Genomic DNA, 25,384 nt, shown 5'->3' on the forward strand with positions numbered 1-25,384 from the left:
ATGAGGGGCATGAACCAGACTTTCCCTCCGAACCCGAACCAGCCGTACCCGCCGCAGCAGGGGTACCAGCAGGGCCCGCCGCCCGGTTACGCGCCGCCGCAGCAGCAGAGCGGCTACCAGCAGGGTCCGCCGCAGCCGGGCTACGGGCAGCCGGGGTACGGCCAGGCGCCGGGGAACTACCAGCCGGCGCAGCAGCCGGCACCGCATGTCGCGCCGCAGGGTTCGCCGTACCCGGTGCTGGTCTCGACGATGAACGACCTGCCCGGTTACACCGCGGAGAAGGTGTTCGGCGAGGTGTTCGGGCTGACCGTGCGCAGCCGCGACTTCGGGTCGAACTTCACCGCCGGGTTCCGGTCGCTGGCCGGTGGCGAGGTGCCGGAGTACACCCAGATGCTGGCCGAGTCGCGGCACGTCGCGGTGATGCGGATGTGCCAGATGGCCCAGCAGATGGGCGCGAACGCGATCCTGGCGATGCGGTTCGACTGCACGGAGATCGCCAACACGATGAGCGAGGTGGCCGCCTACGGTACGGCGGTCATCGTCCGCAAGCCCGAGCCGGCCCCGGCCCGCGACCAGGAGGACGTGAATGACAGCTGAGCTCGTCTTCGGACCCGGGTTCCGGTGGGGGGTGTCGACGTCGGCGTACCAGATCGAGGGGGCCGTGGCCGAAGACGGCCGCGGGCCGTCGACCTGGGACACGTTCTGCGCCGAGCCGGGCCGGATCCTGAACGGCGACACGGGCACGGTGGCCTGCGACCACTACCACCGGTACGCCGAGGACGTCGCGCTGATGCGGGAGCTCGGGGTCGACTGCTACCGGTTCTCGTTCGCCTGGCCGCGGATCCAGCCGTCCGGCCAGGGACCGGGGAACGCGGCCGGGCTGGACTTCTACGACCGGCTGATCGACACGCTGCTCGGCGCCGGGATCCAGCCGGCGCCGACGCTGTACCACTGGGACACCCCGCAGCCGCTGGAGGACGCGGGCGGGTGGCTTGATCGCTCGATCGCGGACCGGTTCGCCGACTACGCCGGCATCCTGGCTGCCCGCTTCGCGGACCGGGTGCCGATGTGGATCACGATCAACGAGCCGATGGTGCTCACGCTGATGGGGTACTCACTGGGCGCCCACGCACCCGGCCGGGAGCTGCTGTTCGACGCGCTCCCGGTCGCTCACCACCAGCTGCTGGCCCACGGCCGCGCAGTGCAGGCGTTGCGGGCGGCCGGTGCGACGAACATCGGGATCGCCAGCAACCACGCGCCGACCTGGCCGGCCAGCGACAGCGTCGGGGACAAGGAAGCGGCCGGCCTCTACGACAACCTGATCAACTGGCTGTTCGCCGACCCGGTGCTGCTCGGGACCTACCCGACCGGCTTCGAGGCTGTTATGCCGGGGCCGGTCGAGGACGACCTGGCCGTGATCTCGAGTCCGCTGGACTTCTTCGGCATCAACCACTACGCGCCGGTGTCCGTCGGCGCCGCGACCGGTCAGGCCGACACCGCTGCCACCGACGGGATCCTGCTGCCGCCCGGCCTGCCGTTCGAGCCGCGCTCGCTGGAGGGATATCCGCAGACGGACTTCGGCTGGCCGATCGTGCCGTCGGCGTTCGGCGAGATCCTGCGCATCTTCAAGGACCGGTACGGCGACCGGCTGCCACCGCTCTACATCACCGAGAACGGCTGCTCGTTCGCCGAACCGGTCGACGATCAGCGGCGGATCGACTACCTCGACGGGTACCTGCGGTCGCTGAAGCAGGCCATCGACGACGGGATCGATGTCCGCGGGTACTTCCAGTGGTCGCTGCTGGACAACTTCGAGTGGGCGGCCGGGTACGCCCAGCGGTTCGGCCTGGTGCACGTCGACTTCGACAGCCAGGTGCGGACGCCGAAAGCGTCGTACCACTGGTTCCGTGACGTGATCGTGCAGAGCCGAGGATGATCCCGGAGCCGGGCGTCGTCCCGACGGCGTTCACGGAACCGGTCGACCGGGTCCGGTCGCGCTGGACGGCGGCCGTCGTACTGGCGAACGTCGGGGTGTTCGCGGCCTGGCTGGGGCCGATCCAGGTGATCCTGGCCAAACAGTCCGAGGCGGTTGCGCCGGGCAACAAGGAGTTCGTGTTCGGGCTGGTCACCGGGGTCGGCGCTGCCGTCTCGGTGGTCGCGAACCCGGTTGCTGGCGCGATCTCCGACCGTACGACGTCGCGGCTCGGGCGCCGCGTGCCGTGGGTGCTGGCGGGCGCGGTGGGTGGCGCCGTCGGACTGCTCGTCCTGTCGGGGGTCGCGTCGGTTGCGTGGATGCTGGTCGGTTGGTGCCTGGTGCAACTGTTCGGCAACGCGTTGCTGGCGGCGATTACGGCCGCGGTGCCGGACCGGGTGCCGACGCTGCAGCGGGGCTCTGTCGGGGGTTGGGTCGCGTTGTCGCAGGTCCTCGGCGCACTGGTCGGCACGGGGCTTGCGACGTACTTCGGTGGGATCGGAGCCGGGTATGTCGCCTGCGCGGTCTTCTTGCTGTTGTCGGTCGTGCCGTACTTGGTCGGCAGTGGTGACGAGCGGCTGACGTCGCGGCCGCCGTTGGCCGTGCGGTCGTTTCTGCGCGGGTTCTGGATCAGCCCGCGGCGCTACCCGGACTTCGGGTGGGGGTGGCTGACCCGGTTCCTGTTCAACGTGGGGAACGCGCTCGGGACGCTGTACCTGTTCTATTACCTGCAGGACGAGGTCGGCGTCGACGAGCCGGACAACGCCGTACTGATCCTGACCGCGATCTACAGCGTCTGCGTCCTGGTCACCTCGGTCGTCTTCGGCACCTGGTCCGACCGGATCGCCCGCCGCAAGATCTTCGTCACCTGGTCCGGTGTGGTGATGGCGCTCGCCGGCGTCGTGCTCGCCTTCTGGCCCACCTGGCCCGGCGCCGTCCTCGGCGCGATCATCCTCGGCGCCGGCTTCGGCGTCTACCTCTCCGTCGACTTCGCCCTGCTCACCCAGATCCTCCCCAACGCTCGCGACCGCGCCAAGGACCTCGGTGTCATCAACATCGCCAACTCCCTGCCCCAGGTCTTCGCCCCCGCGATCGCCGCCCCCATCGTCAAACACCTCGGCGGCTACCCCGTCCTCTACCTCCTGGCCGCCACCGTCACCCTCCTGGCCGGCCTCCTCGTCCGCCAGATCCGGTCGGTCGCCTAGGCAGCGGCCGTGCCGCTCGTGCGACTACTCCAGCCAGGTGGTTTCGAAGGTGGGGTTGGCGTGGATGTGGACTGCTTCGTAGCCGCCGGGGCCGGTGGCGAACTTGTGCGGGGTGTCGGCGGGGACGACCAGGATCTGGCCGGCGCGGCCGACGACCTGCTCGGTGCCGACGGTGAACATGGCCGAACCACGCCGGATGATGAACGTCTCGGCGTACGGGTGCAGGTGCAACCGCGGGCCGACGCCCTCCTTCGTGGTCGACTCCAGGATGATCGAGATGCCGGCCCCACCCGGGAGCAACTCGTAGTTCTCGGTCCAGTCCTCGCCGTCGTCTCGTCCGTCGGCGCGGTCGATCACCGCTGCGCCGGTGTTCGCGATCTCGGTCATGACAGATCTCTCCCCTCAGTTGCTGCCCACCGTAGTTCGCGAACGGGTCGGTCGCGACACCATTGATCAGGACTGAAAGGTTCGCTCCGACTGCCGCGCGGCGACCGGACCGAGGGCCGCGACGAGCAGCGCGAGTACGGCGACGCCGCCGAGCGCGACCGGCAACGACCAGGCCGACGACGCCGCGCCGACCGCTGCCGGACCGAGCAGGAAGCCGAGATAGGCCAGTGTGGTGACCGTCGAGATCGCACCGGCTCGCCGCTCCGGACCGGCCCACGCGCCGGCCATGCCGATGATGGTCGGCGCGCAGACCGACGTACCGAGGCCGGCGACACCGATCCCGATCAACGCCAGCCACGCCGTACCGGCCGTCGCGGCGACGACTGATCCGAACGCCGCGAGGACGCCGCCGGCTACCAGCAGCTGGACAGGCCGGAGTCGCCGGAGCAGCGCGTTCCCCGCGATCCGCCCGGTCGCGGCCGCGGCGGCGAACACGGCCGGGGCGCTCGACGCCAACCCGGGGGCAGCGTCGAGTGAGGTGTCGAGGTGTACGGCGCTCCAGCTCTGCCAGGCGTTTTCGACGACGTACGCGAGTGCGCAGAGCCCGCCGAAGACCAGGAGCACGGGCTCGAGCCGGCGCCTCGTGGTTGGCTCTGTTGGAGTGTGAAGGTTCTCCTGAGACCCGGCAGCGAGCGCGCAGCCGACGACCGCGACGATCAGTCCGACTCCGCCGAGCACCGGCAACGCGTCCGCGCCGGCCGTGCGCAAGGCCGCCGTACCGAGGCTGGCGACCACGACCGCGACGGAAAAGATGCCGTGGGCAAGGTTCATCAACGGTTTGCCGGTGACCGCCTCCGCGTGGGACCCGGTCGCGTTGATCGCGACGTCGGTGGCGCCGGAGGTCGCGCCGAGCAGGAAGAGCGCGGCGCTCAACGTCACCGCTGAGTCGGCGAGCGCGGGGAGTACGCCGGTCGCGCCGAACAGCACGACCACGACCGGCAGGACCGGGCCGCCGTACCGATCGATCAGGTATCCGGTGAACCGCATCGAGGCGAGTGCGCCCAGCCCCACCATGAGCAACGCGAGCCCGAGTTCACCGTCCCCGACCCCCGACTCGCTCCGCACCGCGGGCAGGATCGCGCCCCAAGCACCCCAGAACAGCCCGAACGCACCGAATCCCACCAGAGTCCTGCGCACCCGCTCAACCCTAATCAGCTCATCGGTCCAAGGGGTTGTGGTTGAGCGGCAGCCGCATGCCGAGGCGCCAGAGCAGGGCGGCTCGGGAGTTGGGGCGTTCGGTGGACTCGCGACGCATGAGCGTGGCGAAGCAGGTGGGGAAGCCGTCGCGCGGGTGCTTGGCGACGACCTGGCGGATCGCGGGGCGCGGGAGGTCGCCGGCTCGGGTCCCGGCGACGTCGAGGTGGGCGCCGGCGTGCAGGAGGTGGGCTTCGGGGCTTTGGGCGACGTTGATGTTCATGTGCAGGGCGATCGCCTCGGCGACGTCGTCGGCGTACGGCGATCCGAGCCCGGCCAGCGTCGTACGGGCGACTTCGGCGCCGTGTACGGCGAAGCACGCGGCCGACTCCGGTGGGCGGTAGTCGTCGGTGAGGGCGATGTCGTGCAGGAGGCACGCGACGTAGAGGAGCTCGTCGTCGGTCTTGATCCCGTCGCGGGCGCCGAGCAGGCTCGCCCAGAACCAGGTGCGGATGCAGTGACCGAGCAACGGTTCCTGGTACGACGACCTCGCGAGCTCGAGCACGTCGCAGGTCAACGCGGTGTCCGGTGGGTCGGGCAGGACGAACGGCGTACGCGGTCCGTCCGTCAGCCGGGCGCGGAGCTGGTCGGGCAGGCCGCGGACCTGCGCGACCACCGCCTCGCGCGCGAACCGCACCTTGGCGGCCCGGTCGAGCTCTCCACGCATTCCGGACCCTTTCTTGCAAGCGTTACAAGACGCGCAAAATTACCAGCGGTGTGGCCTCGGAGACAAGAATTCTGCGCGCCGACCTGGGTACTGGAGGTGTGTCGGGTTAAGCAGCCAGCCCGCACCAGCGGAACCCCCGTGGCGGGAGTCCACCTGAGTCCCGCCCCGGGGGCCGCCGCTGAATCGGCCGACTCGGCCGGCGTCGCTCAGTCGACCGGCTTGACCGTGGCCGCGTGGCGGCGGGCCAGGTCGTGGTAGACGGCGGCGTTGTGGTCGACGAACAGCTTGGCGACGCCTTCCAGCGGCACGATCTTCTTCGCCGGGCTGCCCATCGCGACCGACTCCGGCGGAATCACCGCCGCCGGCGTGACCGTCGACCCGGCCGCGACCAGACTGCGCTCGCCCACGACCGCGCCGTCGAGCACGATCGCGCCGTTCCCCACCAGCGCCTGCTCGCCGATCACACAGTCGTGCACCAGGCACTGGTGCCCGACGGTCGCGTTCGGCCCGATCTCACACCCGTTGCTGCCGACGTGGATGACGGTGTTGTCCTGGATGTTCGCCCCGGCCCGGATGGTGATCCGCCCCAGATCGGCTCGCACCACCGCGCCGTACCAGATCGACACCCCTTCCTCGACCACCACATCGCCCACCAACGTCGCCGTCGGCGCAATCCACGCATCCGGATGCACCACAGGACTCTTACCTTCAAACGAGAACAAGGGCATGGCGGCACCCTAGCCCGGTCGAGCCCGCCGCAGCCGATCAGATATAAGACAGTCCGTGTCAGATATCCGCCTGGAGACTGACACCATGAACCCCGAACGAGCCTGGCTCGGCGTCGTGTCCGCGGAGCATGCGCGGATCGCCGTACAGCACAGCTTCATCCAGCTCAATCACGGCAAGCGGCCGAACGTCGCCCGCCTGCGCCGAGGCGACGGCTTCGTCATCTACTCCCCGACCAACCGCCTCGGCGACCGGACGCCACTCCGCGCGTTCACCGCGCTCGGCATTGTCGCCGACGCCGAGCCCTACCTGGCCGAGCCGATGTCGATGGGCGCCCGCGGCACCATCCGCCCGTGGCGACGCCAGGTCGACTTCCTGCCGGTCGAGCCGGCGCCGCTGCGCGAGCTGGATCTTCAGCTCACCCGGCCACCCAACTGGGGCTACCAGCTCCGGCGCGGCTTGGTCGAGCTGCCGGTTGAGGATTTCGAGCAGTTGCGTGCCGTCATGGCCGCTGGCGATAGCTCTCGAGGAACGTCGCGATTCGGGTGAGGGCGTCGTGGAGCTGGTCCTTGTGGGGGAGCGTGACGATGCGGATGTGGTCGGGTTCGGGCCAGTTGAAGCCGGTGCCTTGCACGATCATGATCTTCTCGGCCCGCAGCAGGTCGAGCACGAACTGCCGGTCGTCGGTGATCCCGAACACCTTCGGATCCAGCCGGGGGAACACGTACAGCGCCCCCTTCGGCTTCACACAGCTCACCCCCGGGATCTGGGTCAGCAGCTCGTACGCCGTGTCGCGCTGAGCCAGCAGTCGTCCGCCGGGCAGCACCAGATCCTTGATCGACTGCTTCCCGCCGAGCGCGGTCGCGACCGCATGCTGCGCAGGCATGTTGGCGCACAACCGCATGTTCGACAGGATCGTCAGGCCTTCGAGGTAGCTCGCCGCCTGGTGCTTCGGCCCGCTCACCGCCATCCACCCACACCTGTAGCCGGCCACCCGGTACGCCTTGGACAGCCCGTTGAAGGTCAGCGTCAGTACGTCGGGAGCCAGTGAAGCCACCGGCGTGTGTACGACGTCGTCGTACAGGATCTTGTCGTAGATCTCGTCGGCGTAGACCAGCAAGCCGTGCCGGCGCGCGATGTCGGTGAGCTGGACCAGGAGCTCGCGGTCGTAGACGGCGCCGGTCGGGTTGTTCGGGTTGATGATCACCAGCGCCTTGGTGCGGTCGGTGATCTTCTGCTCGATGTCAGCCGGATCGGGCATCCAGTCGGACTGCTCGTCGCAGCGGTAGTGCACCGGCGTACCTCCGGCAAGGGCGACCGCCGCGGTCCACAGCGGGTAGTCAGGCGCCGGGATGAGGACCTCGTCGCCGTCCTCGAGCAGCGCCTGCACGGCCATCTGGATCAGCTCGGAGACACCGTTCCCGATGTACACGTCGTCGATGTCGAGGTGGATCCCCCACGGCTGGTAGTGCTGCACGATCGCCCGGCGCGCGGCCGGCAGCCCCTTCGCGTCGCCGTAACCGTGCGCGTCCGCGAGACTACGCACGATGTCCTCGAGGATCTCCGGCGGGCACTCGAACCCGAACGGCGCCGGGTTGCCGGTGTTGAGCTTGAGGATCCGGTGCCCGGCGGCCTCCAGCCGCTGTGCCTCCTCCAGGACCGGTCCGCGGATCTCGTAGCAGACGTTCGCGAGCTTGGAGGACTGGGTCAGCGGCGGCATGGACCGCACCTTAGCCGCGCGCCGAAATTCTTTCCGCCGACTGTGTCAAATCTCGCGCCCCCGATCCGACGAATCAGTGAGAGCACAGCGGATCACGACCTGGGAGTCACCATGAGTGAGCACCACAGCACCTTCAAGCGGCTGCTGGCGAACACCCTGATCGCCAACGTCACCACCACGTTCCTGTCCTTCGCGCTGGCGTTCTGGGTGTACCTGGTGACCGAGTCGGTGCTGGTCGCGTCGATCGTCTCCGGCAGCTCGATGCTGGCCGGCGCGGTCTTCGGCACGATCTTCGGCGCGATCGTCGACGCGCACCGCAAGAAGACCGTCATGGTGCTCTCCAGCTCGATCACCGGCGTCGCGTTCGCCGCCGCCGGCCTGGTCTACCTGGCCGTCCCGGTCACCGACTGGTCGAAGCCCTGGTTCTGGGTCTTCGCCGGGTTCGTGCTGGTCGGCAGCCTGGCGGGCGGGTTGCGGAGCATCGCGCTGTCGACGACCGTGACGCTGCTGGTCCCCGAGGATCGGCGTGACAAGGCCAACGGCATGGTCGGCACGGTCACCGGCGTCTCCCACCTGGTCACCAGCATCCTCAGCGGCCTGTCGGTCGGCTTCCTGGGGATGGGCGGCACGGTCGTGATCGCCGTCGTGCTGACGGCCGTCGTACTGAGTCACCTGCTGCTGGCGATCCGGATCGACGAGGCGCCGCCGGCCCGGCACAACCGCAAGCACCTGGACCTGCGCGGCTCGTGGCGGACGATGCGCGCCGTACCGGGGCTGGTCCCGCTGGTCCTGTTCAGCACCTTCAACAACCTGATCCTGGGTGTGTTCATGACGCTGATGGACCCGTACGGCCTGGAGCTGTTCTCCGTCGAGGCCTGGGGCATCGTGCTCGGCGTCACCAGCGTCGGCTTCATCGCCGGCGGCGCGTTCGTGGCCCGCTTCGGCCTGGGCCGCTCGCCGCTGCGGATCCTGCTGATCGCGAACGTCGCGATCGCCGTGGTCGGGATGACGATCTCGATCCGCGAGTGGCAGTCGCTGCTGGTGCTGGGGATGTTCGGCTTCATGCTGGTGATCCCGATCGCCGAGGCGGCCGAGCAGACCATCCTGCAGCGCGTCGTCCCGTTCGAGACCCAGGGCCGGATCTTCGGCTTCGCGCAGAGCATCGAGACGGCCTCGACCCCGGTCGCCGCCTTCGTGATCGGCCCGGTCGCCCAGTTCCTGCTGGTCCCCTACATGAACTCCACGCCGGGCCACTCGACCTTCGGCTGGCTGCTGGGCGACGGCCAAGCCCGCGGCCTGGCCCTCACGTTCGTCATCGGCAGCGCGATCATGCTGATCGTCGTCCTGCTGGCCTTCCTCACCAAGACCTACCGCCGCCTGACCGCCGAGTACGACGCCGCCGCCACCCCGACCGCCGACGTCACTCCCCTCCCCACCACCCCCGAACCCGAACTGGCCGCCGCCTGACGCATCGGCTCAGTCGAGGACGGCTGAGCGTAGGCGGGAGACGAGTTCTTGGAGGAGGTTGGGGCCGGTGCCGAAGTTGAGGCGGGCGAAGGCGGAGGCTGAGGGGTCGTAGTCGCGGCCCGGTGCGAGGGCGACTTGCGCGCGGTGGAGGAAGAAGTCGTGGGGCTCCTCGGGGAGATCAAGGTCGCGGCAGTCGAGCCAGGCGAGGTACGTCGCCTCCGGTGGGGTCCACGTGATGCCGTCGGGGAGGTTGTCGCGGAGGTAGGACCGGTTGTCGGCCAGTTGGCGCAGTACGGCGTCCAGCCAGTCGTCGCAGTCCGAAAACGCGACCTCGGCGGCCAGTACGCCGAGCAGCCCGGCCTGCTCGGCGGTGTACGGCAGGCGCCGTACGACGTCCTGTGCGCGATCCGACGCAGTCACGACCTGCGCTGTCTTCAACGCAGCGAGGTTGAACGCCTTCGAGGCCGAGGTCAGCGAGATCCCGCGCTCGCGCGCCGCGTCGGACACCTCGAGCCACGGCACATGCGTCGCGCCCGGCAGGACCAGTGGCGCGTGGATCTCGTCCGCCAACACCCAGGCGTCGTACGACGCGCAGAGCTCGGCGATCTGCGCGAGCTCGTCCCGCGGCAGCACCCGCCCGGTCGGGTTGTGCGGGTTCGCGAGCACGAGCACCCGCAGACCGTCCCGCAACTCCGCCTCGAGTCGCGCGAGATCGAACCAGCCGTCCGTGCGCAGCGGGATCAGCACCGTCCGCAGACCGGCCTGCGGGAACTGCTGGATGAACGGCGGGTACGCCGCCGTCGCAAACCCGACCGAACCACCGGGCGCGAGCGCCAGGCAGAGCTCGATCAGCCCGGCCATCACGTCGGGCACCAAGCTGATCCGGTCCGAATCGACGGTCCAGCCGAGCCGCCGCTTCGCGAACCCGGTGAACGCGTCCTGCAGCGCCTGCGGGACCTCGAACGCGTAGCCGATGTCGCTGCGGTCGATCGCGTCGTGCAGCACCCGCGCGATCGGCTCGGCGAGGTCGAAGTCCATCTCCGCGACCGTCGCGGCGATCACGCCCGGCGCGTGGCCGGACCACTTCTCGCTCCGCCGCTTCTGCAGCTCCGCCAGGTCGGCAACGTTGAGCACAGTCATCGCAGTACCCAGGACGTCAGCTCGGGACGCGCTCGCCCGGTGCGGTGAAGGCGGCCAGGACCGTGGCGGTGATGTACTCCGCGGCCTTGTCGGGCGTGACGCGGCCGGTGTTGATCTCCTCGGCCGCGCCGTGCATGACGCTGTGCATGGTCCCGACCAGCCAGGTGGTCGGGAGGTCGGTCCGGAACACGCCCTCCTTCCGCCCCCGCTCGATCAGGCGCTCCACCCGAACCATCGGGTCGGCGTGCAGTTCGCGGACCCGGCCCGGCGGGAGCGCGTCCTGCGCGGCGATCAGGAGTGAGCGGAACCGGTCGACCAGGTGCCAGCTCGACTCGATCAGCCGGGCGAGCGCCGCGCGCGGGTCGCCGGACAGGTCGACCTGGCCGAGCGCGGCCTCGCCGCCCTCGATCGCGTGCACGAACACCGCGTCGACCAGGTCGGTCCGGGACGGGAAGTGGCCGTAGAGAGTGACCCGGCCGACGCCGGCCGCCTTGGCGATCTCGCTGGTGCTCGCGGACGGATCACGGCTGAGGCAGACGGTCGCGGCCTCGACGATCGCCGCGATGTTGCGCTGCGCGTCGGCCCGCTTGGTCGCCGTACTCGCTGCTTTCGCCGGCATCCGGCCTCCTCTTGTCGAACACCACTGTTCGAGTTATGGTAGCGCAATTAAGTCGAACAACAGTGTTCGAGATAATCGCAGAGACAAGGGAACGAACCATGACGGAACCCGAGATCACCGCGGTCGACCCGCGGCGGTGGCGGATGCTGGGACTGCTCGCGACAGCGCAGTTCATGCTGATCCTGGACGTGACCGTGGTGGCGATCGCGCTGCCGCACATCGGCACGGACCTGGGACTGGAGCGCGAGACCCTGACCTGGGTGGTCAGCGCCTACACGCTGATGTTCGGCGGCCTGATGCTGCTCGGCGGACGGGCGGCCGACCTGTTCGGCTCCCGCACGATCGTGCTGGCCGGTCTCGCGGTGTTCACCGCGGCCTCGCTGGCGACCGGCCTGGCGAACAGCGCCGAGTTGCTGATCGGCGGCCGGATCGCGCAGGGGATCGGCGCCGCGATGCTGTCCCCGGCCGCGCTGTCGACGGTGACCAAGACCTTCGACGGCGACGAGCGGAACAAGGCGCTCGGGATCTGGTCCGCCATCGGTGGCGGCGGCTCCGCGATCGGCGTGCTGCTCGGTGGCGTGCTGACCGCCGGCCCGGGCTGGCAGTGGGTGTTCTACGTGAACGTGCCGATCGGCGTGATCGTGTTCGCGATCCTGCTGCGGATGCTGCCCGCCGACCGTCCGGCCGAGCGCCAGGGCCGGCTCGACGTGCTGGGCGCGATCCTGGTCACGGCGGGCACGGGTACGGCGATCTACGCCTTGATCAACGCCGGTGACCGCGGCTGGCTGTCCGCCGCGACGCTCGGCACGCTGGCCGGCGCGGTCGTGCTGTACGCGCTGTTCGCCTGGCGGCAGAGGGTCGCGAGCTCGCCGCTGATGGACCTGCGGATCCTGACCCGCCGTCCGGTGGCGGCCGGCACGTTCCTGATCCTGGTCGCGACCGCGCTGATGATCGCGGTCTTCTTCCTCGGGTCGTTCTACCTGCAGCACTACGAGGGGTACGGCGCCCTGCGCACCGGACTGCTGTTCCTGCCGATCGCCGTGCTGACGATCATCGGCGCCCAGGTGGCCGGTCAGGTCATCGGCAAGGTCGGCGCCCGTCCGGTCGCGATGATCGGGCTCACCATCGCCGCGATCGGCATCGCTGTCCCCGCCATCTGGGAGGGTGCTGCCATGGTCGTGATCGGGACGAGCTTCGGCGCCGGCGGTATCGGCGCTGCCTTCGTCGCGGCCTCGACCACCACGTTCGCGCAGATCCACTACACCGAGGCCGGGCTGGCGTCCGGCATCCTGAGCACCTTCCACGAGTTCGGTGCGTCGCTCGGGGTGGCGGTCGTGTCGAGTATCGCGGCAGCCAGCCTCGCCGGGACCGTGACGACCGGGTTCGGCCGCGGATTCACCTTCGCCGCGATCACTGCGGCGGTAGCAGCCGTTCTCGCGCTGGTCGTCGTACCGGTCGCCAAGCCTTCGACAGGAGCAGCTCATGCCCACTGAGATCCGCCGCGCGGTGCCCGCCGACGCCGAGCTCGTCCGGACCATGCTGGTCGAGCTCGCCAGCTACCAGAACCAGGCGAAGGACGTGACCGCCGGCGTCGGGGACTGGCAGGGCTTCCTCGGCCGGGACGACGTGATCGTCCTGATCGCCGAGGTCGACGGGACGCCGGCCGGTTATGTGTCGTCCTTGCGCCGCCCGTACCTCTGGGTCGGTGGCGACATGCTCGCGCTGGACGACTTGTACGTCCGGGAGCAGTTCCGCGACGCCGGCGTCGGCCGCCAGTTGATGCTCGCACTGGCCAAGCACGCCCTGCCCGACCGGATGCCGATCAGCTGGGGCCTGCGCCTGGAGAACGAGGCCGGCTACCGCTTCTACGACCGTCTTGGCGCGAACCTCCGCACCAAGACGGCCGCCGGGTGGTCCCCCGAGGTTTACGAGAAGCTACTCGCGGACCAATGAGAAGTCGTCGAACCAGGCTTGGGCGCTGCCACCTGGAGATTCTTCGCTAGGGGTGTCGATTTCGGCAGGGGTCGATCGACGCACGGGTGAAGGACCACCTCAGACCACCTGGAAGGACCCCTGCGATGACCACCAACGAGTTGACGGTTCCGGCCACCCGTCGTGTCTCCACCCGTGCCCTGCTGACCGGCGGGATCGTGGCGGGTCCGCTGTACGTCGCCGTCTGGCTGGGTCAGGCGTTCACCCGCGAGGGGTTCGACCCGACCCGGCACCCGGCCAGCCTGCTGGCCAACGGCGGTCCGGGCTGGATCCAGACCGCGAACTTCGTCGTCTGCGGCCTGCTGTCGCTCGGCGCCGCGATCGGGCTTCGCCGTACCCTCACCGGCCGCGGCAGCACGTGGGCACCCCGACTGCTCGGCGCGGACGGCGTCGGCCTGCTGCTGGCGGCGATCTTCCCGGCCGACCCCGCGGCCGGCTTCCCGGCGGGCACCCCGGCCGACTACGCCGAGATCAGCACCCGCGGCATGGGACACTTCGTCGCGGGCACCATCGGCTTCACCGGCCTGATCGCCGCCTGCCTGGTGGTCGCCGCGCACTACCGCAGCATCGGCCGCACAGCCTTCAGCCGCTACTCCGCCGCCACCGGCATCCTGTTCTTCGGCGCCTTCGCCGGCCTCTCCGCCGGCGCCGGCTCCCGCCCCACCATCGTTGCCTTCGGCATCGCCATCATCCTCGGCTGGACCTGGATCGCCAGGCTCTGCTACGACCAGCGGCTCAACGGCTGAGCCGGATGGTCACCATCCTGGTCTCGACGCCGCTGTCGACGAGGTTGCCGGCGGCGTCGAAGGCGGCCGGGCCGTCGGTCATGCCGAAGTCGTTGTCGTTGATGACAGCCAGGGTGTGCGGGGTGACCAACGCGACGCCCTCGATCTTCTTCGGCACGCCGGGGATCGTGTTGAGGTCGAGGAACAGCTTCTTCGGCAGCACCGGCGGGTTCGCCGAGGCTTCCAGCGAGGGTGTCGTGGCCGCGTCGTCCCAGCGGCTGCCGAGGATGTCGTAGCGGGACTTGAGGACGACGGTCTGCAGCCGGGCCGCGTTGTCGGTGCGCTCCTGGACCAACAGGGTTTCGGGGCCTGCGGCAACGACCGAGGAGATCTTCAGCTCCGTGGTGTCGTCCTCACCGGGGTCGACCACCCCGACCGGGTCGAACTGGTACCCGTACTCCGCCGTGACCTTCCCGCGGCGCGGCGAGAAGCGCAGCAGGCGCGTGGTCCGGGAAGCCTCGCCGACCGCCTTGGTCGGGTTGAGCAGCGGGCTCTGCAACGCCAGCACCAGATCACCGCCGGGCAGTTGCGCGAGACCCTCGAAGCCGCGATTGCCCTTGCGGGTCAGGAAGATCGACGGCAGCGCCTCGATCACCGGGTAGTCGGCGCCGGTCAGCGACAGGCCCTTCGGCACGTACCGGGCGAGCACCATGCCGCGCGCCGACACGTGTACGAGCGACGGGCTGTACTCGTCGACCAGCCAGAACGTCCCGTCGTGCGCCCGGACGATGCCCTCGGTGTCCAGCCCGTTCGGGTTCAGGTCCAGCCGGGTGGACGCGTCGTACGTGTAAGGGATCTCGTCGCGACTCACCTGGTTGGACAGGCCGGTCACGGGCGCGCCGTGGCGGGTGGTGATCGGGATCGCGGTCAGCACCTGCAGCTTGCTGCCGGAGACCTTCACCTTGACGATCGCCGGGTCGAAGCCGGGCACCGGGAAGGTACGGCGGTTGACGCCGTCGATCTTGATCTGGCCGTTCGGGCCGCGGTCGGTGACGGTCCAGAACTCACCCGGCCGCCCGGCGGGGAACAGGTCGCTGCCGATCCCGCCGAGGTCGACGCTCCGGTCGTTCGCGACACTGCCCGGCAGCAACGTGTTGGAGAACGCCGCCAGCGGGATGTCCGGCAGCGTCGCCGTACCGACGACCTGCGCTTCCGGGCTCGCAGCCTGGGCGCCACCCGCCACCAAAGCCGTCGCGACCACAGCCGCCGCGCCCACCACAACCAACCGTCGCATCATGGGTCCCTCCCTGGAACGTCACCGCGACATTCCTCGCCGCAGGTGAACACCTGCTGGCCCCGGACCGAACACCACCCCAACGACGGGTCGTGATGTGGTTACGGCAGGACCCACTTCTGGTTGAGGGAGGAGTGGCAGGTGTAGAGGATCAGGCGGGTGCCGTTGGCGCTGGAGCCGCCGGTGGCGTCGAGGCATTGGGCGGCGCGGACGTTGATGAGCGTGCCGTTCGGGCGTGGCAGCCACTTCTGGCCTGCGCTGCCGTCGCAGGTCCACAGGACAGCCGGTGTGCGAAGCGCCGTACCGCGGGCGTCCAGGCACTTGCCCAGCGCCCTGATGGTGCCGTCCTCGAACTGGGTCCACTGCTGGTTCGCGTTGCTGTGGCAGGTGTACAGCACCGTCGGCGTCCCGTCGGCCGAGTTGGCCTGGTAGACGTCGACGCACTTCCCGCCGATCCCGCTGATCGGGCCGGCGTTCTGGAACACCCCGAACTCCCACAGCGAGTAGTAGCTCCCCGCGACACCCCGGGCCGTCGCGTTGATCCGCACGTACCTGGCGTAATTGGGGGTGAACGTCAGGCTGTCGGTGCCGCCGTCCCCGGCCGTGGTCGAGTAGACGGTCTTCCACGTCCGCCCACTCCCGGACACCTGGATCTGGTACGACTTCGCCCACGCCGACCCCAGCCAGCTGAGCAGCACGCGGTCGACCAGCTTCACCGAGCCGAGGTCGACCCGCAGCCACTGCGGATCGCTCCGCGCACTCGACCACGCCGTCGTCATCGACCCGTCGACCGCCTTCGGTCCTTCACGTCCCGCGGTGTAGACGCTGGAGACGGCCACCGGTCGGTTGAGCGCCAGGTTCCGCTTCGCGACGTACGTCGCCGTGTACGTCGTCGGCGTGGCCGGCGCGGTGAAGTTGTGGTTCCGCGCGCCGCCATCGGACCAGGACGCGAACCGGTAGAGCTTGCCGGCCGACGGCTGCAGCAGGTCGGCGGACAGCGATCCGTTCGACCCGACGATCGCCGTACTGGTCGTCGGCGTGCCCACCGTCTTCGAGAAGTACGTGACCTTCATGCCGGCCGGCTGGGTCGCGAAGGTGAGGCCGACGGTCTGCGGATCCAGCCGCACACTCTTCACGCTGGTCAGCCCGCCGGCGTCCCGGGCGGTGAGCTTGAGCTCCAGGTACGACGGATACTCGTGATCGGGTGCCGTGAACGTGCCGCTGCTCCCGGTCATCGTGGTGATCTGGTGCGCGTGGCAGTCACTCGGGCAGTGGTTCATGATCAGCGCCCAGGTGAGCGCCGACCCGGGCAATGTGCCCTGCTCGGCGTCGGTCGCCGTGCCGGCGAAGCTGATCGTGTCGCCGACCTTCCACTTCGTCGATGGGGTCGGTGCGGTGATGGTCGCGGTCGGCGGGCCGTTGGCCACGTCGATCTCGGTCGTCGCGGTGCCGATGCCGCCCTGGGCGTCACTCACCCGCAGTCTGGCAGTCACAGTGCGACTGCCCGTGTACGTGTACTGCACGGTCGCTGCGGTCGAGTCGTCGTACTGGCCGTCACCGTCGAGGTCCCACGCGTAGCTGAGCGCGTCGCCGTCGGCGTCGTTCGAGGCGGTGCCGTCGAAGGTGACCGTGAGTGGGCTCGGGCCGGAGGTCGGGTCCGCGTTGATGATCGCGGTCGGCGGGTTGTTGGTGCCGTTGTAGACGTAGCGGATGATCCGGCCGTTGTCGTAGTCGACGGCGAAGATGTCGCCGCCCGGCCCGGTCTGCAGCCTGGTGGTGCCGTAGCCCGAGGCGAACGTGACGGTCTCGTCCGGGTCGGGCAAGCCGTCGGCGCCGGGCAGCATCGCCCAGACGCACTTTCGGCTGTAGTCGGCGAAGAAGAGCGCGCCGTCGTACTCCGGTGGGTAGTTTCCGTCCTCGTAGAAGGACATCCCGGTGAGCGACGAACTGCCGGTGCCACAGCTCTCACCGGCCACGACCTTCTGGGAGTGGTGGTAGGCGTAGTACGGCGCTGCCACCGCCGACGAACCGGCGGCGTACAGGTTCTCGCAGATGCTCAGGTCGTTCGCGTCGTACCCGCTCTGCTTGGCCGAGCCCTCGTAGCAGGGCCAGCCGAAGTTGGTCACGCCCGCGGTCGGACTGACGATTCGGTTGATCTCCTCCCACGCGCTCCAGCCGACGTCGCCGACCCAGAGCTCGTTGGTGCCGGGGCGGAAGTCGAAGCGCATCGGGTTGCGCAGACCGTGCGCGACGATCCGGCGCGCGTTCAGGTCCGGGCTGCTCAGCATCGGGTTGCCGGGCGCGGCCAGGCCGGTGTCGGGGTTGATCCGGATGATCGATCCGTCGAGCGTGGCCGGGTCGCCGCTGGTGCGGATGTCCTGGGCGCGCAACGCACCGCCCTCGGCCGTCGGCGGGGTCAGCGCGGTGCCGGTCGGCGACGGCGGGTCGGCACACGGGTTGTCGGGCGTGATGTCGGAGGACTGGAGGGAGTCCTGGCCGTAGTCGGCGTAGTTGAAGTTCGCGCCGTCGCCGCCGCCCGCGTAGAGCATGCCGTCCGGACCGAACTCGATCGACCCGATCGAGTGGCTCGGGAACACCTGGCACCAGTCCTCGATCAGCACCTGCTCGGCGACGGCCGTGCCGTTCGGCGTCAGCACGGACAACCGGGCGCTGGCTTGGCAGCCGTCACCGGTCGGGCCGGGCGGCGACGGGCACGGGTCGTTGGTTCCGCCAACAGTTCCCCACTTCGGGGCGGTGCCGCCGATCAGCCCGTCGTACGTGTAGAGGACGTAGACGCGCGGGTCGGCGGGGAAGTCAGGGTGCAGGGCCAGGCCGAGGAGGCCGCGATCCCAGTAGTTGTAGACCTTCGTGCGCAGATCGGCGAACACGCTCGGGGTGCTGTCGTCGAGCGAGTCGAAGACCTTGACCAGTCCGCTCTTCTCGGCGACGAAGACCCGGCCGTCCGCGGAGAACGCGACGTTCGTCGGGTCCGTCAGCCCGCCGAACACGACCTGCTCACTGAAACCGGTCGGCGCGACTGCAGCGCGTGCCGGCTCGATCGTCGTCACCGGCGCCAGCAACAGCACGCACACTGCGGCCAGCATTCTTCTGGCGGAAAACATGATGGAGCCCCCAGGCCAAGATAGTCCTCACCCGCCCGGCCCCATCCCCCACAGGTGAGCGCGCGGACTGGCCGACAGCATGCGGCACGATCCAGCCGCGGAGCAAGACCCCGTTTGAAACGGTTACCGGGAAGAGTTCTGAGCGGATCGACTGTGTTCGAACGTGTACGGACCGTTGAAGTCACGAGGTCGGCGCAGCAGATTGAGGCGCACGTTTTCGCCTGGTGAGGAGACAGTCACGATGTTCCGAACAGCCGTTGCAGCCTTGGCGATCCTGCTGGTCCCGGTCGCCGGTGCCGCCCCCGCCGCAGCGTCCGAGAAGTACGAGTCCTTCCGCCCGGGACAGCCGTGGCTCGACACCAACGGGCAGGTCGTCCAGGCCCACGGCGGTCAGGTCGTGCCGGCGACCGACAACCGGGGACAACGGATCTACTACTGGTACGGCGAGGACCGCAGCGAGGGGTACTTCGACAGCCCCGGCGTGCACGTCTACTCGTCGTACGACCTCTACAACTGGAAGGACGAGGGTCTCGCGCTGCGTGCGCTGAGCTCGGTCGACCAGTTCGAGAACGACAAGTACTTCGCGAAGCTCTACAAGGGATACACGGCCGCGCAGAAGGAGATCGTGTGGCGTGACCTGTCGACCAACAGCGTCCGCGAGGACGGCTGGGCGCGGCCGTCGATCCTCGAGCGGCCCAAGGTGATCTACAACGAGGCCACCGGCAAGTGGGTGATGTGGGTGCACTCCGACGGGCCGTCGTCGCCGACGAGCACCTCGACGTACGCCCGGGCCGAGGCAGGTGTCGCGATCGCGGACTCGCCGGTCGGCCCGTTCCGCTGGATCGACTCCTACCGGCTGAACCGGGTTCCGAGCGACTCGGTGCCGTGGTGCGGCACCTCGTCCGCGTTCGACCCGGCCGGCGGGATGGCCCGGGACATGAACCTGTTCGTGGACGACGACGGCACCGGCTACATCATCTACTCGTCCGAGGAGAACCGGACGATGTACATCTCCAGGCTGAACAAGTCCTACACGTACCTGTCCGCCGCGCCGGAGAACGCCGTACAGGGCAAGGACTTCGTCCGGACACTGCCGTGCAACCAGCGCGAGGCGCCAGCGATGTTCAAGTCCGAGGGGACCTACTACCTGGTGACGTCGGGCGCGACCGGCTGGGACCCGAACCCGGCGCGGTACGCGACCTCGCAGAACATCCTCGGCCAGTTCACCGATCGCGGGAACCCGGTGCCGGGCGCCGGGGCGGCGAACACGTACCGGTCGCAGAGCACCAACGTGATCCCGGTCGACCGCAAGCACAACAAGTTCGTCTTCATGGGTGACCGGTGGACACCGAGTGACCTTGCGAACGCGCCGTACGTGTGGATGCCGATGAGCTTCGGCGAGGGCGGTGCGCTGACGATCGGCCCGGACCAGGAGTGGACGCTCAAGGATCTGCAGCCCTACACACGTTGGACTGTCACGTCGGCCATCCCGGACCACGTGTGGCTCAACGACACCAGCACGCTGCCCAGCACCGTCACAGTGACCACGGCTCGCGGCTCGTCGCAGGTCGGCGTCACCTGGGACGCGGCCTCGATCGCGCAGCCCGGTCCGGCGCAACTGAAGGGGACACTTGCCGATGGGCGGACCTTCACCCGGTCCGTGGTCGTCGTCCCGCGCGGTCTGCGGTACGCCGTGAACGCCGGCGGCACCGCCACGCCGGACTGGACCCGTCTGGCCGAGGTCGCCTCGCCGTTGCTGAACTCCGCTCCCGAGCAACCGCTGGGGACGGACCCAGCTACTGGGACTACCTGGGGATACACCGGTTCCAGCGCGCCTTCCGGCACCGGTGATCTCTACACGACACTGCGTTACGCCAAGAATCACGAGCCGCTCGTCTACACCTTCGGCGGTCTGGAACCCGGCAGCTACACAGTCCACGCCGGCTACTACGACCCCTGGCCGTGGGCGAATCGCGCCGCCTCGGTCTCGGTCAACGGCACGGTCGTCGACACCGAGCGCCTGTTCACGGCGACGCCGACGGCAGCGTCGTACGCCGGTGAAGTGGGCGCCGATGGGAAGCTCACCGTCACCATCGCCCCGACCCGCGCCCCCGACATCCAGGTCAGCTGGCTGATGGTCGCGAAGAACTGAGTGGTGGGTTCCCCGGGACGCTCCCCGAGCGGGCGACCTGCGCCTGGACGGTAACCCGACGACCCGGGGAACCCAGCCACAGATCCCATCACACGATCGGGTCATGCAACGAACGGGGTCCGTCTGACGTCCTCGGAGTATGAAGATCCTGGGGCTGGTGCTGCTGGCAGGGATGGCATTGACCGCCTGCGGTAACGAGGTGGGGGCAGCCGGTGACACCACCGGCTCACCGGTTGGTACGTCGTACCTGTCGGTGCGGGTCACCGAGGACGGCAAGGACAAGCAGCTCGTTCGCGGGACACGACTCCGACTCGACTTCACGAGGGACGGCACGCTGGGCTTCCATGCCGGGTGTAACCAGATGGGCGGCGAGGCCTCGCTCAACGGCGGCACGCTGGCGATGACGGCGTACGGCGGGACCGAGATGAGCTGCGGTGCGGCCGTGGACGCTCAGGAGAAATGGTTTGGGGAGCTGCTGTCGGAGGGCCCCACCTGGAAGGTCGAGGGCGACCGCCTCACCATCACCCGGGGGAGTACGACGATCGTGCTGCAGGACCGGGAGGTCGTCGAACCCGACGTTCCGCTCGCCGGGACGATCTGGAACGTCGACGGCCTGGTGACGAAGGAGATCGTCGACCACTACTACAGCGTGCCGCCGGCCACCCTCACCATCGTCGGCGGCAAGGTCAGTGGGACGACCAGCTGTAACCAGTTCCACGGCACGGTCACGCAGAGCGGCACCACGTTGACCTTCGGGGACTTGATCGTCACCAACGAGGGCTGTTCGGGCGAGGCGCTTCGGCTGCAGGACGCCGTACTGGCCAGGCTGAAGGGCAAACTCACCTACACCATCGACCACGACCGCATGGAACTTCGGCGGGCCGACGGCACGGTCGGGCTCGATCTGGTCGCCGGCAAGTGACAATGACCGGGTGAGTTCGGCACGGACTGCGGCACGAAGCCTCCCGGTGGGGCCGGGCGTCTACCGGTTCCGGGATGCGACCGGGAAGGTGCTGTACGTCGGACGCGCGGTGAACCTGCGCCGACGCGTGCAGTCGTACTGGACGAACCTCGGGGACCGGCCGCGGCTGCGCCGGATGGTGGAGCGCATCGACCGGGTCGAGGGCGTGTGGTGCGACTCGGCGCACGAGGCGGCCTGGCTGGAACGCAACCTGCTCGAGCACTCCAAACCGCGCTGGAACCGGACCAAAGGCGGTCAGGAAGTCGTCGGCTACATCCGGTACGACGAAGGCCCTCAGCGGTCCGAGCTGCGGTTCACCCATGTGCCCACCGGGCCGGCGCCGCACTTCGGCCCCTACCTCGGCGGGGTCCAGGTCCGGCTGGCGCTGTCCGCGCTCCATCGGGTGCTGCCGCTGACCTACGCGGGTACGACGAAGGGTTCGGCGCGCGAGTTCGCCGAACTGCTCGGGGTCGGCGCGGCCGATCGGGAGACGCTCGCTCGCACGGCAATCGCCGTACTCGAACGTGAACCTGCGGCAGTCGACGAAGTACGGGGTGAGCTGGAACGGCGGCGGGATCGCGCGGCCGCCGAGCTCCGGTTCGAGTTCGCGGCGAAGTTGCAGGAGGAGATCGCGGCGATCGACTGGATCGTCGCCGAGCAGAAGGTGTCCTGGCTGGAGCCGCGCGAGGCAGATGTCTACGGATGGGCCGGCGGTGTGTTGGTGCAGTTCCGGGTACGCGCCGGCCGGATGTGTACGTGGACCCAGCGTCTCGTCTCCGAGGCAGTCGCGCGCGATCGGGTGGCGGCCACCCCGCTGCTCTGGCAGGCGTTCGCCCACCGCAACGCCGAACTCGCCTCCCGGCTGCTCCGTGGGTGACTTCATCGGCGCATAGCATCTGCTGTCATGGCTTATGGCGTCCCACCTCAGCGGAGCCGCGGTCCGGTTGTGCTGGTCGGCGTACTCGTGCTGATCCTGATCGCTGTGCTGGCGGTCGGTGCGGTGGTCGTCGTACGGCTGGCCAACGAGCCTGACCCGCCGGCCGTAGCGATCAAGCCGTCGTCTGCTGACGCAGTGCAGTTCCGGCGCGTGCTGAAGGCTTCGCCAGGTGGTTGCGACAGCGCATCGCCGGCCGCGTCTCCGAGCGTGTGCGGTCTGGATGGCTTCAACTACGTGCTCGGCAAGGTCGAGCTCGACGGCAGCCACGTGACCGAGGTGAAGGCCGGGCAGGCGCCCGAGAACACCGGGTGGTTGGTGAACCTGACACTTGATGACTCGGGGGCCCAGCTCTTCGCCAAGCTCACCGGCGACCTCGCCACCCAGCGGACCCCGCTCAACCAGCTCGCAATCGTCGTACGCAACCAGGTCGTCGCCGCACCGGCCGTGCAGTCCGCCATCCCCGGCGGCAAGCTCCAGATCACCGGCAACTACAGCCAGAAGGACGCCGAGAAGCTCGCCGGCCAGATCACCGGCTGAACCTCCTCCGATCCGCTCCGCCGCCCGCCCCGAACACCTCGGAGAGCAACGGCGGAGGGATCGGGATCATGCGTGTACCTGTACTGCGACGACACCCTGCTCGGCATCGCCGGGTGCCGGCCGACCAGAGTCGCTGGAAGTTGGGGGGCTCGATCGCCGCGGTGGTCACCCTTGCAGGGTTGGCGTTTGCACCGCTTTCCGATCCTGCGGTGACCGTTCGCTACGACCCGTTCATCGAGGACGAGGTGCTGGCCGAGTACGTCGAACCGGAGCAGCTGGAGGCGGTCCCCGCCGGGCCCGGCCGGGTCGCGAAACCGGTGCAGATGGTGCTTGCCGGCGCACCGGTGATCAAGACGCTCGGCGAGAGCGGGATCCCGGACGTCGCGGTACGGGCGTACAAGCAGGCTGAGGCACGGCTGGCGGTCAGCGACCCCGGCTGCGGGGTGCCGTGGACGCTGCTCGCTGCGATCGGCCGGGTCGAGTCGAACCACGGCCGGTTCGGCGGTGCCCAGCTGCGTGCCGATGGCTCGGCGACCCGCCGGATTCGCGGCATCCCCCTCGACGGTCGCCCGAACGTCGCCCTGATCCGCGACACCGACAACGGCGCCCTCGACGGCGACACCACCTACGACCGCGCGGTCGGCCCGATGCAGTTCATCCCGACCACCTGGCGCGCGGTCAACGCCGACGCCAACGCTGACGGCTTCGCCGACCCCAACAACCTCTTCGACGCCACCCAAGGCGCCGCCCAATACCTCTGCACCAACACCTCCAACCTCACCAACCCCGCCCGCGCCGCCCAAGCAGTACGCCGCTACAACAACGCCGCCTCCTACGTCCGCGTAGTACTAGCCCTGTCCCGCATGTACCAGTCCGGCCGGATAACCGCCCTCCCATCAACCGGCGACCTACTCCCACCCGACCCAACCACCCCGCCACCAGTACGCCCCTGGCGCCCCATCCCCTGGCCAACCAACCAAACCAAACCGCCCCTCTGGAACCCCACCACCCCAACCCCACCCACGACCCGCCCGTCCGCCCCACCCACGTCCCGCCCGTCCACCACCCGCCCGTCCGCCCCGACCACCGCTCGCCCGACCGCCCCGGCTACGACCCGCCCGACCGCCCCGGCTACGACCCGCCCGACCGCCCCGACCACCGCTCGCCCGACCGCCCCGACTACGACCCGCCCCACCACCTCGGATCCGACCCGGCCATCAACGCCGAGCACCACGCGACCGTCCGACCCCGACACCACACGACCGCCCGAGCCCAAGCCGTCTGCCCCGACGGCCTCCGACCCGAAGCCGTCCGACCCAAAGGCGACCGAGCCCGCGCCTTCCGTGCCCGACCCGTCCACCCCCGAGTCGCCGACCGACTCACCCTCACCGGCGCCATCCGCCGACCGAACCCCGGCGCCAGCCGACTCCGGGTCGTCGGCCGACTCACCAACCCCGGCGCCATCCGACCGAACCTCCGCGCCGTCCACCGCTCCAACCCCGGCGCAGGAGCCGACAACAGCCGCCGTCGGCTGGGCTCCAGCAATGCGCCAAGTAGTCGGCCAGGTCCTAACCCGCCCCGCCTGCCCCCAACCCCCCAAACCCCAACCGAACAAACCCTCCAACACCTGCCCCAACGATCCCGCAACCCCGTCGCCACCCCAAGACACCAAGAACCGCAAACCATGCACCCCACAGAACACCTGCAAGCCACGGTAGATGCGGACGACCCAGCTCTCGGCCTTGCCGTCCCCGGGCTCCCCCGCCCACCGACGGCAACCGAGCGCTGACCCGCCAACCCCCGCACCGCCACCGACGCAATCCGTCTACCGATCCCACCGCGCTCCACGCCACCGCACCCGGCAGTGAACCGGTCCCACCTCGCTCCTCGCCGACGCCCCGGCAGTGCTCGGCCCCACCGCGCTCTCCACCGCACCGGCGGTGAATCGGTGCCACCGCACACCTCGCCGACGCACCGGCGGTGAATCGGTGCCACCGCGCTGGTCGCCGCCGCACCGGCGGTGAATCGGTGCCACCGCGCTGGTCGCCGCCGCACCGGCGGTGAATCGCTGCAGCCAACGCACCGGCAGTCAATCAGTTCAACCGCACGGTTCGCCGGCGCAGGGCATTGAATCGCTTCTGCCGCACGGTTCGCGGACGCAGGGCAGTGAATCGGTTCCACCGCATGGCTCGCCGACGCACCGGCAGCGAATCGCTGCCACCGCCGGCCCGCCGCACTGCCGTTGCTCACAGCAACTAGCGCCGCATCAAGCAACGTTCTGATCAGCCGATCTGGGGTTGCGCCCTTCGGCGCCCGGGAGCGGACTAGGGGAGTGCGACTGGTCAGTGCGGGCACACGATCCTCCCCACAGACCCACGAGGTACAAATCGACAGGACGTAGACCCCCACTACAGCGGCATGGCCAGTCACCTGAGCGTGCGTGACGCCGCCGGCGCGCGACACCTCCTGTCGATCTGCTCCAGTCAGCCCAAGCGACGCCCGCCCTA

At 69.4% G+C, this 25,384-nt stretch carries 22 protein-coding genes; 13 read left to right on the forward strand and 9 right to left on the reverse strand.

Features of this window, described 5'->3' with window-relative positions; genetic code table 11:
* Nucleotides 1–9 precede the first annotated feature (9 nt).
* From AB0H36_RS04815 to AB0H36_RS04825, 3 genes are read left to right on the forward strand one after another with little or no spacing between them, the layout of a single operon-like run.
* Nucleotides 10–597, forward strand: coding sequence for a heavy metal-binding domain-containing protein (locus AB0H36_RS04815; RefSeq protein ID WP_360516548.1), 588 nt, complete (start codon nt 10–12; stop codon nt 595–597).
* Nucleotides 587–1,936 carry a GH1 family beta-glucosidase gene (locus AB0H36_RS04820; protein ID WP_360516550.1) on the forward strand — a complete coding sequence of 450 codons (1,350 nt, stop codon included), beginning with the start codon at nt 587–589 and terminating at the stop codon, nt 1,934–1,936. Before AB0H36_RS04815 ends, AB0H36_RS04820 begins: the two co-directional genes overlap by 11 nt.
* A complete protein-coding gene (locus AB0H36_RS04825) occupies nt 1,933–3,177 on the forward strand; it encodes an MFS transporter (protein ID WP_360516553.1) in 1,245 nt (414 codons plus the stop codon). Before AB0H36_RS04820 ends, AB0H36_RS04825 begins: the two co-directional genes overlap by 4 nt.
* 24 nt (nt 3,178–3,201) lie before the next feature.
* On the opposite strand, the gene AB0H36_RS04830 is transcribed toward AB0H36_RS04825, so the two are convergent.
* From AB0H36_RS04830 to AB0H36_RS04845, 4 genes are all read right to left on the reverse strand, one after another.
* Nucleotides 3,202–3,564: a cupin domain-containing protein gene (locus AB0H36_RS04830; RefSeq protein ID WP_360516556.1), complete on the reverse strand. Its 363-nt coding sequence runs from the start codon at nt 3,562–3,564 to the stop codon at nt 3,202–3,204.
* A gap of 66 nt (nt 3,565–3,630) precedes the next feature.
* Nucleotides 3,631–4,761 (reverse strand): MFS transporter, encoded by a 1,131-nt coding sequence (locus tag AB0H36_RS04835; RefSeq protein ID WP_360516559.1) that lies wholly within the window; start codon nt 4,759–4,761, stop codon nt 3,631–3,633.
* Between the two features lie 19 nt (nt 4,762–4,780).
* Complete coding sequence (locus AB0H36_RS04840) at nt 4,781–5,485, reverse strand: HD domain-containing protein (RefSeq protein WP_360516562.1); 705 nt, start codon at nt 5,483–5,485, stop codon at nt 4,781–4,783.
* Nucleotides 5,486–5,691: 206 nt separating this feature from the next.
* The gene (locus AB0H36_RS04845; RefSeq protein WP_360516565.1) at nt 5,692–6,213 is read right to left on the reverse strand and encodes a gamma carbonic anhydrase family protein; all 522 of its coding nucleotides are present in this window, start codon (nt 6,211–6,213) and stop codon (nt 5,692–5,694) included.
* Between the two features lie 85 nt (nt 6,214–6,298).
* On the opposite strand from AB0H36_RS04845, the gene AB0H36_RS04850 reads away from it, so the two are divergent.
* On the forward strand, nt 6,299–6,760 hold the full coding sequence (locus AB0H36_RS04850; RefSeq protein ID WP_360516568.1) for an EVE domain-containing protein: 462 nt from the start codon (nt 6,299–6,301) through the stop codon (nt 6,758–6,760).
* Here AB0H36_RS04850 and AB0H36_RS04855 read toward each other — a convergent pair.
* Nucleotides 6,714–7,931 carry a pyridoxal phosphate-dependent aminotransferase gene (locus AB0H36_RS04855; RefSeq protein ID WP_360516571.1) on the reverse strand — a complete coding sequence of 406 codons (1,218 nt, stop codon included), beginning with the start codon at nt 7,929–7,931 and terminating at the stop codon, nt 6,714–6,716. The genes AB0H36_RS04850 and AB0H36_RS04855 overlap by 47 nt on opposite strands.
* A 111-nt stretch (nt 7,932–8,042) precedes the next feature.
* Here AB0H36_RS04855 and AB0H36_RS04860 point away from each other — a divergent pair, with 111 nt between their 5' ends.
* Nucleotides 8,043–9,398, forward strand: a complete 1,356-nt coding sequence (locus AB0H36_RS04860) for an MFS transporter (RefSeq protein WP_360516574.1) — start codon at nt 8,043–8,045, stop codon at nt 9,396–9,398.
* A 9-nt stretch (nt 9,399–9,407) separates the two neighbouring features.
* On the opposite strand, the gene AB0H36_RS04865 is transcribed toward AB0H36_RS04860, so the two are convergent.
* Both AB0H36_RS04865 and AB0H36_RS04870 read right to left on the reverse strand, forming a co-directional pair.
* Nucleotides 9,408–10,538 carry an aminotransferase class I/II-fold pyridoxal phosphate-dependent enzyme gene (locus AB0H36_RS04865; protein WP_360516577.1) on the reverse strand — a complete coding sequence of 377 codons (1,131 nt, stop codon included), beginning with the start codon at nt 10,536–10,538 and terminating at the stop codon, nt 9,408–9,410.
* Nucleotides 10,539–10,554: 16 nt separating this feature from the next.
* Entirely contained in the window at nt 10,555–11,157 is a 603-nt protein-coding gene (locus AB0H36_RS04870) for a TetR/AcrR family transcriptional regulator (RefSeq protein ID WP_360516580.1), read from the reverse strand.
* Between the two features lie 98 nt (nt 11,158–11,255).
* Between AB0H36_RS04870 and AB0H36_RS04875 the strand changes: the two genes are divergently transcribed.
* From AB0H36_RS04875 to AB0H36_RS04885, 3 genes are all read left to right on the forward strand, one after another.
* The gene (locus AB0H36_RS04875; protein ID WP_360516583.1) at nt 11,256–12,650 is read left to right on the forward strand and encodes an MFS transporter; all 1,395 of its coding nucleotides are present in this window, start codon (nt 11,256–11,258) and stop codon (nt 12,648–12,650) included.
* Nucleotides 12,640–13,110, forward strand: a complete 471-nt coding sequence (locus tag AB0H36_RS04880; RefSeq protein WP_360516585.1) for a GNAT family N-acetyltransferase — start codon at nt 12,640–12,642, stop codon at nt 13,108–13,110. The genes AB0H36_RS04875 and AB0H36_RS04880 overlap by 11 nt, the downstream gene beginning before the upstream one ends.
* A gap of 125 nt (nt 13,111–13,235) precedes the next feature.
* On the forward strand, nt 13,236–13,895 hold the full coding sequence (locus AB0H36_RS04885) for a DUF998 domain-containing protein (RefSeq protein ID WP_360516587.1): 660 nt from the start codon (nt 13,236–13,238) through the stop codon (nt 13,893–13,895).
* Here the strand turns inward: AB0H36_RS04885 and AB0H36_RS04890 are convergent.
* A complete protein-coding gene (locus AB0H36_RS04890; RefSeq protein WP_360516590.1) occupies nt 13,885–15,171 on the reverse strand; it encodes an esterase-like activity of phytase family protein in 1,287 nt (428 codons plus the stop codon). The two genes, AB0H36_RS04885 and AB0H36_RS04890, sit on opposite strands and share 11 nt — an antisense overlap.
* A gap of 98 nt (nt 15,172–15,269) precedes the next feature.
* Complete coding sequence (locus AB0H36_RS04895) at nt 15,270–18,272, reverse strand: PQQ-dependent sugar dehydrogenase (protein WP_360516593.1); 3,003 nt, start codon at nt 18,270–18,272, stop codon at nt 15,270–15,272.
* Between the two features lie 259 nt (nt 18,273–18,531).
* Between AB0H36_RS04895 and AB0H36_RS04900 the strand changes: the two genes are divergently transcribed.
* The 5 genes from AB0H36_RS04900 to AB0H36_RS04920 all read left to right on the forward strand — a co-directional run bounded on the left by AB0H36_RS04900 (nt 18,532) and on the right by AB0H36_RS04920 (nt 24,595).
* On the forward strand, nt 18,532–20,442 hold the full coding sequence (locus AB0H36_RS04900) for a family 43 glycosylhydrolase (protein ID WP_360516596.1): 1,911 nt from the start codon (nt 18,532–18,534) through the stop codon (nt 20,440–20,442).
* Nucleotides 20,443–20,581: 139 nt separating this feature from the next.
* Nucleotides 20,582–21,364, forward strand: coding sequence for an META domain-containing protein (locus AB0H36_RS04905; protein WP_360516599.1), 783 nt, complete (start codon nt 20,582–20,584; stop codon nt 21,362–21,364).
* 10 nt (nt 21,365–21,374) lie between these two features.
* Nucleotides 21,375–22,280, forward strand: a complete 906-nt coding sequence (locus tag AB0H36_RS04910) for a GIY-YIG nuclease family protein (protein ID WP_360516602.1) — start codon at nt 21,375–21,377, stop codon at nt 22,278–22,280.
* A gap of 27 nt (nt 22,281–22,307) precedes the next feature.
* Nucleotides 22,308–22,877: a hypothetical protein gene (locus AB0H36_RS04915; RefSeq protein ID WP_360516605.1), complete on the forward strand. Its 570-nt coding sequence runs from the start codon at nt 22,308–22,310 to the stop codon at nt 22,875–22,877.
* A 209-nt stretch (nt 22,878–23,086) separates the two neighbouring features.
* Nucleotides 23,087–24,595, forward strand: coding sequence for a lytic murein transglycosylase (locus tag AB0H36_RS04920; RefSeq protein WP_360516608.1), 1,509 nt, complete (start codon nt 23,087–23,089; stop codon nt 24,593–24,595).
* Nucleotides 24,596–25,384: the final 789 nt, after the last annotated feature.

This window comes from Kribbella sp. NPDC050820 (assembly GCF_040653975.1).
GTDB lineage: Bacteria > Actinomycetota > Actinomycetes > Propionibacteriales > Kribbellaceae > Kribbella.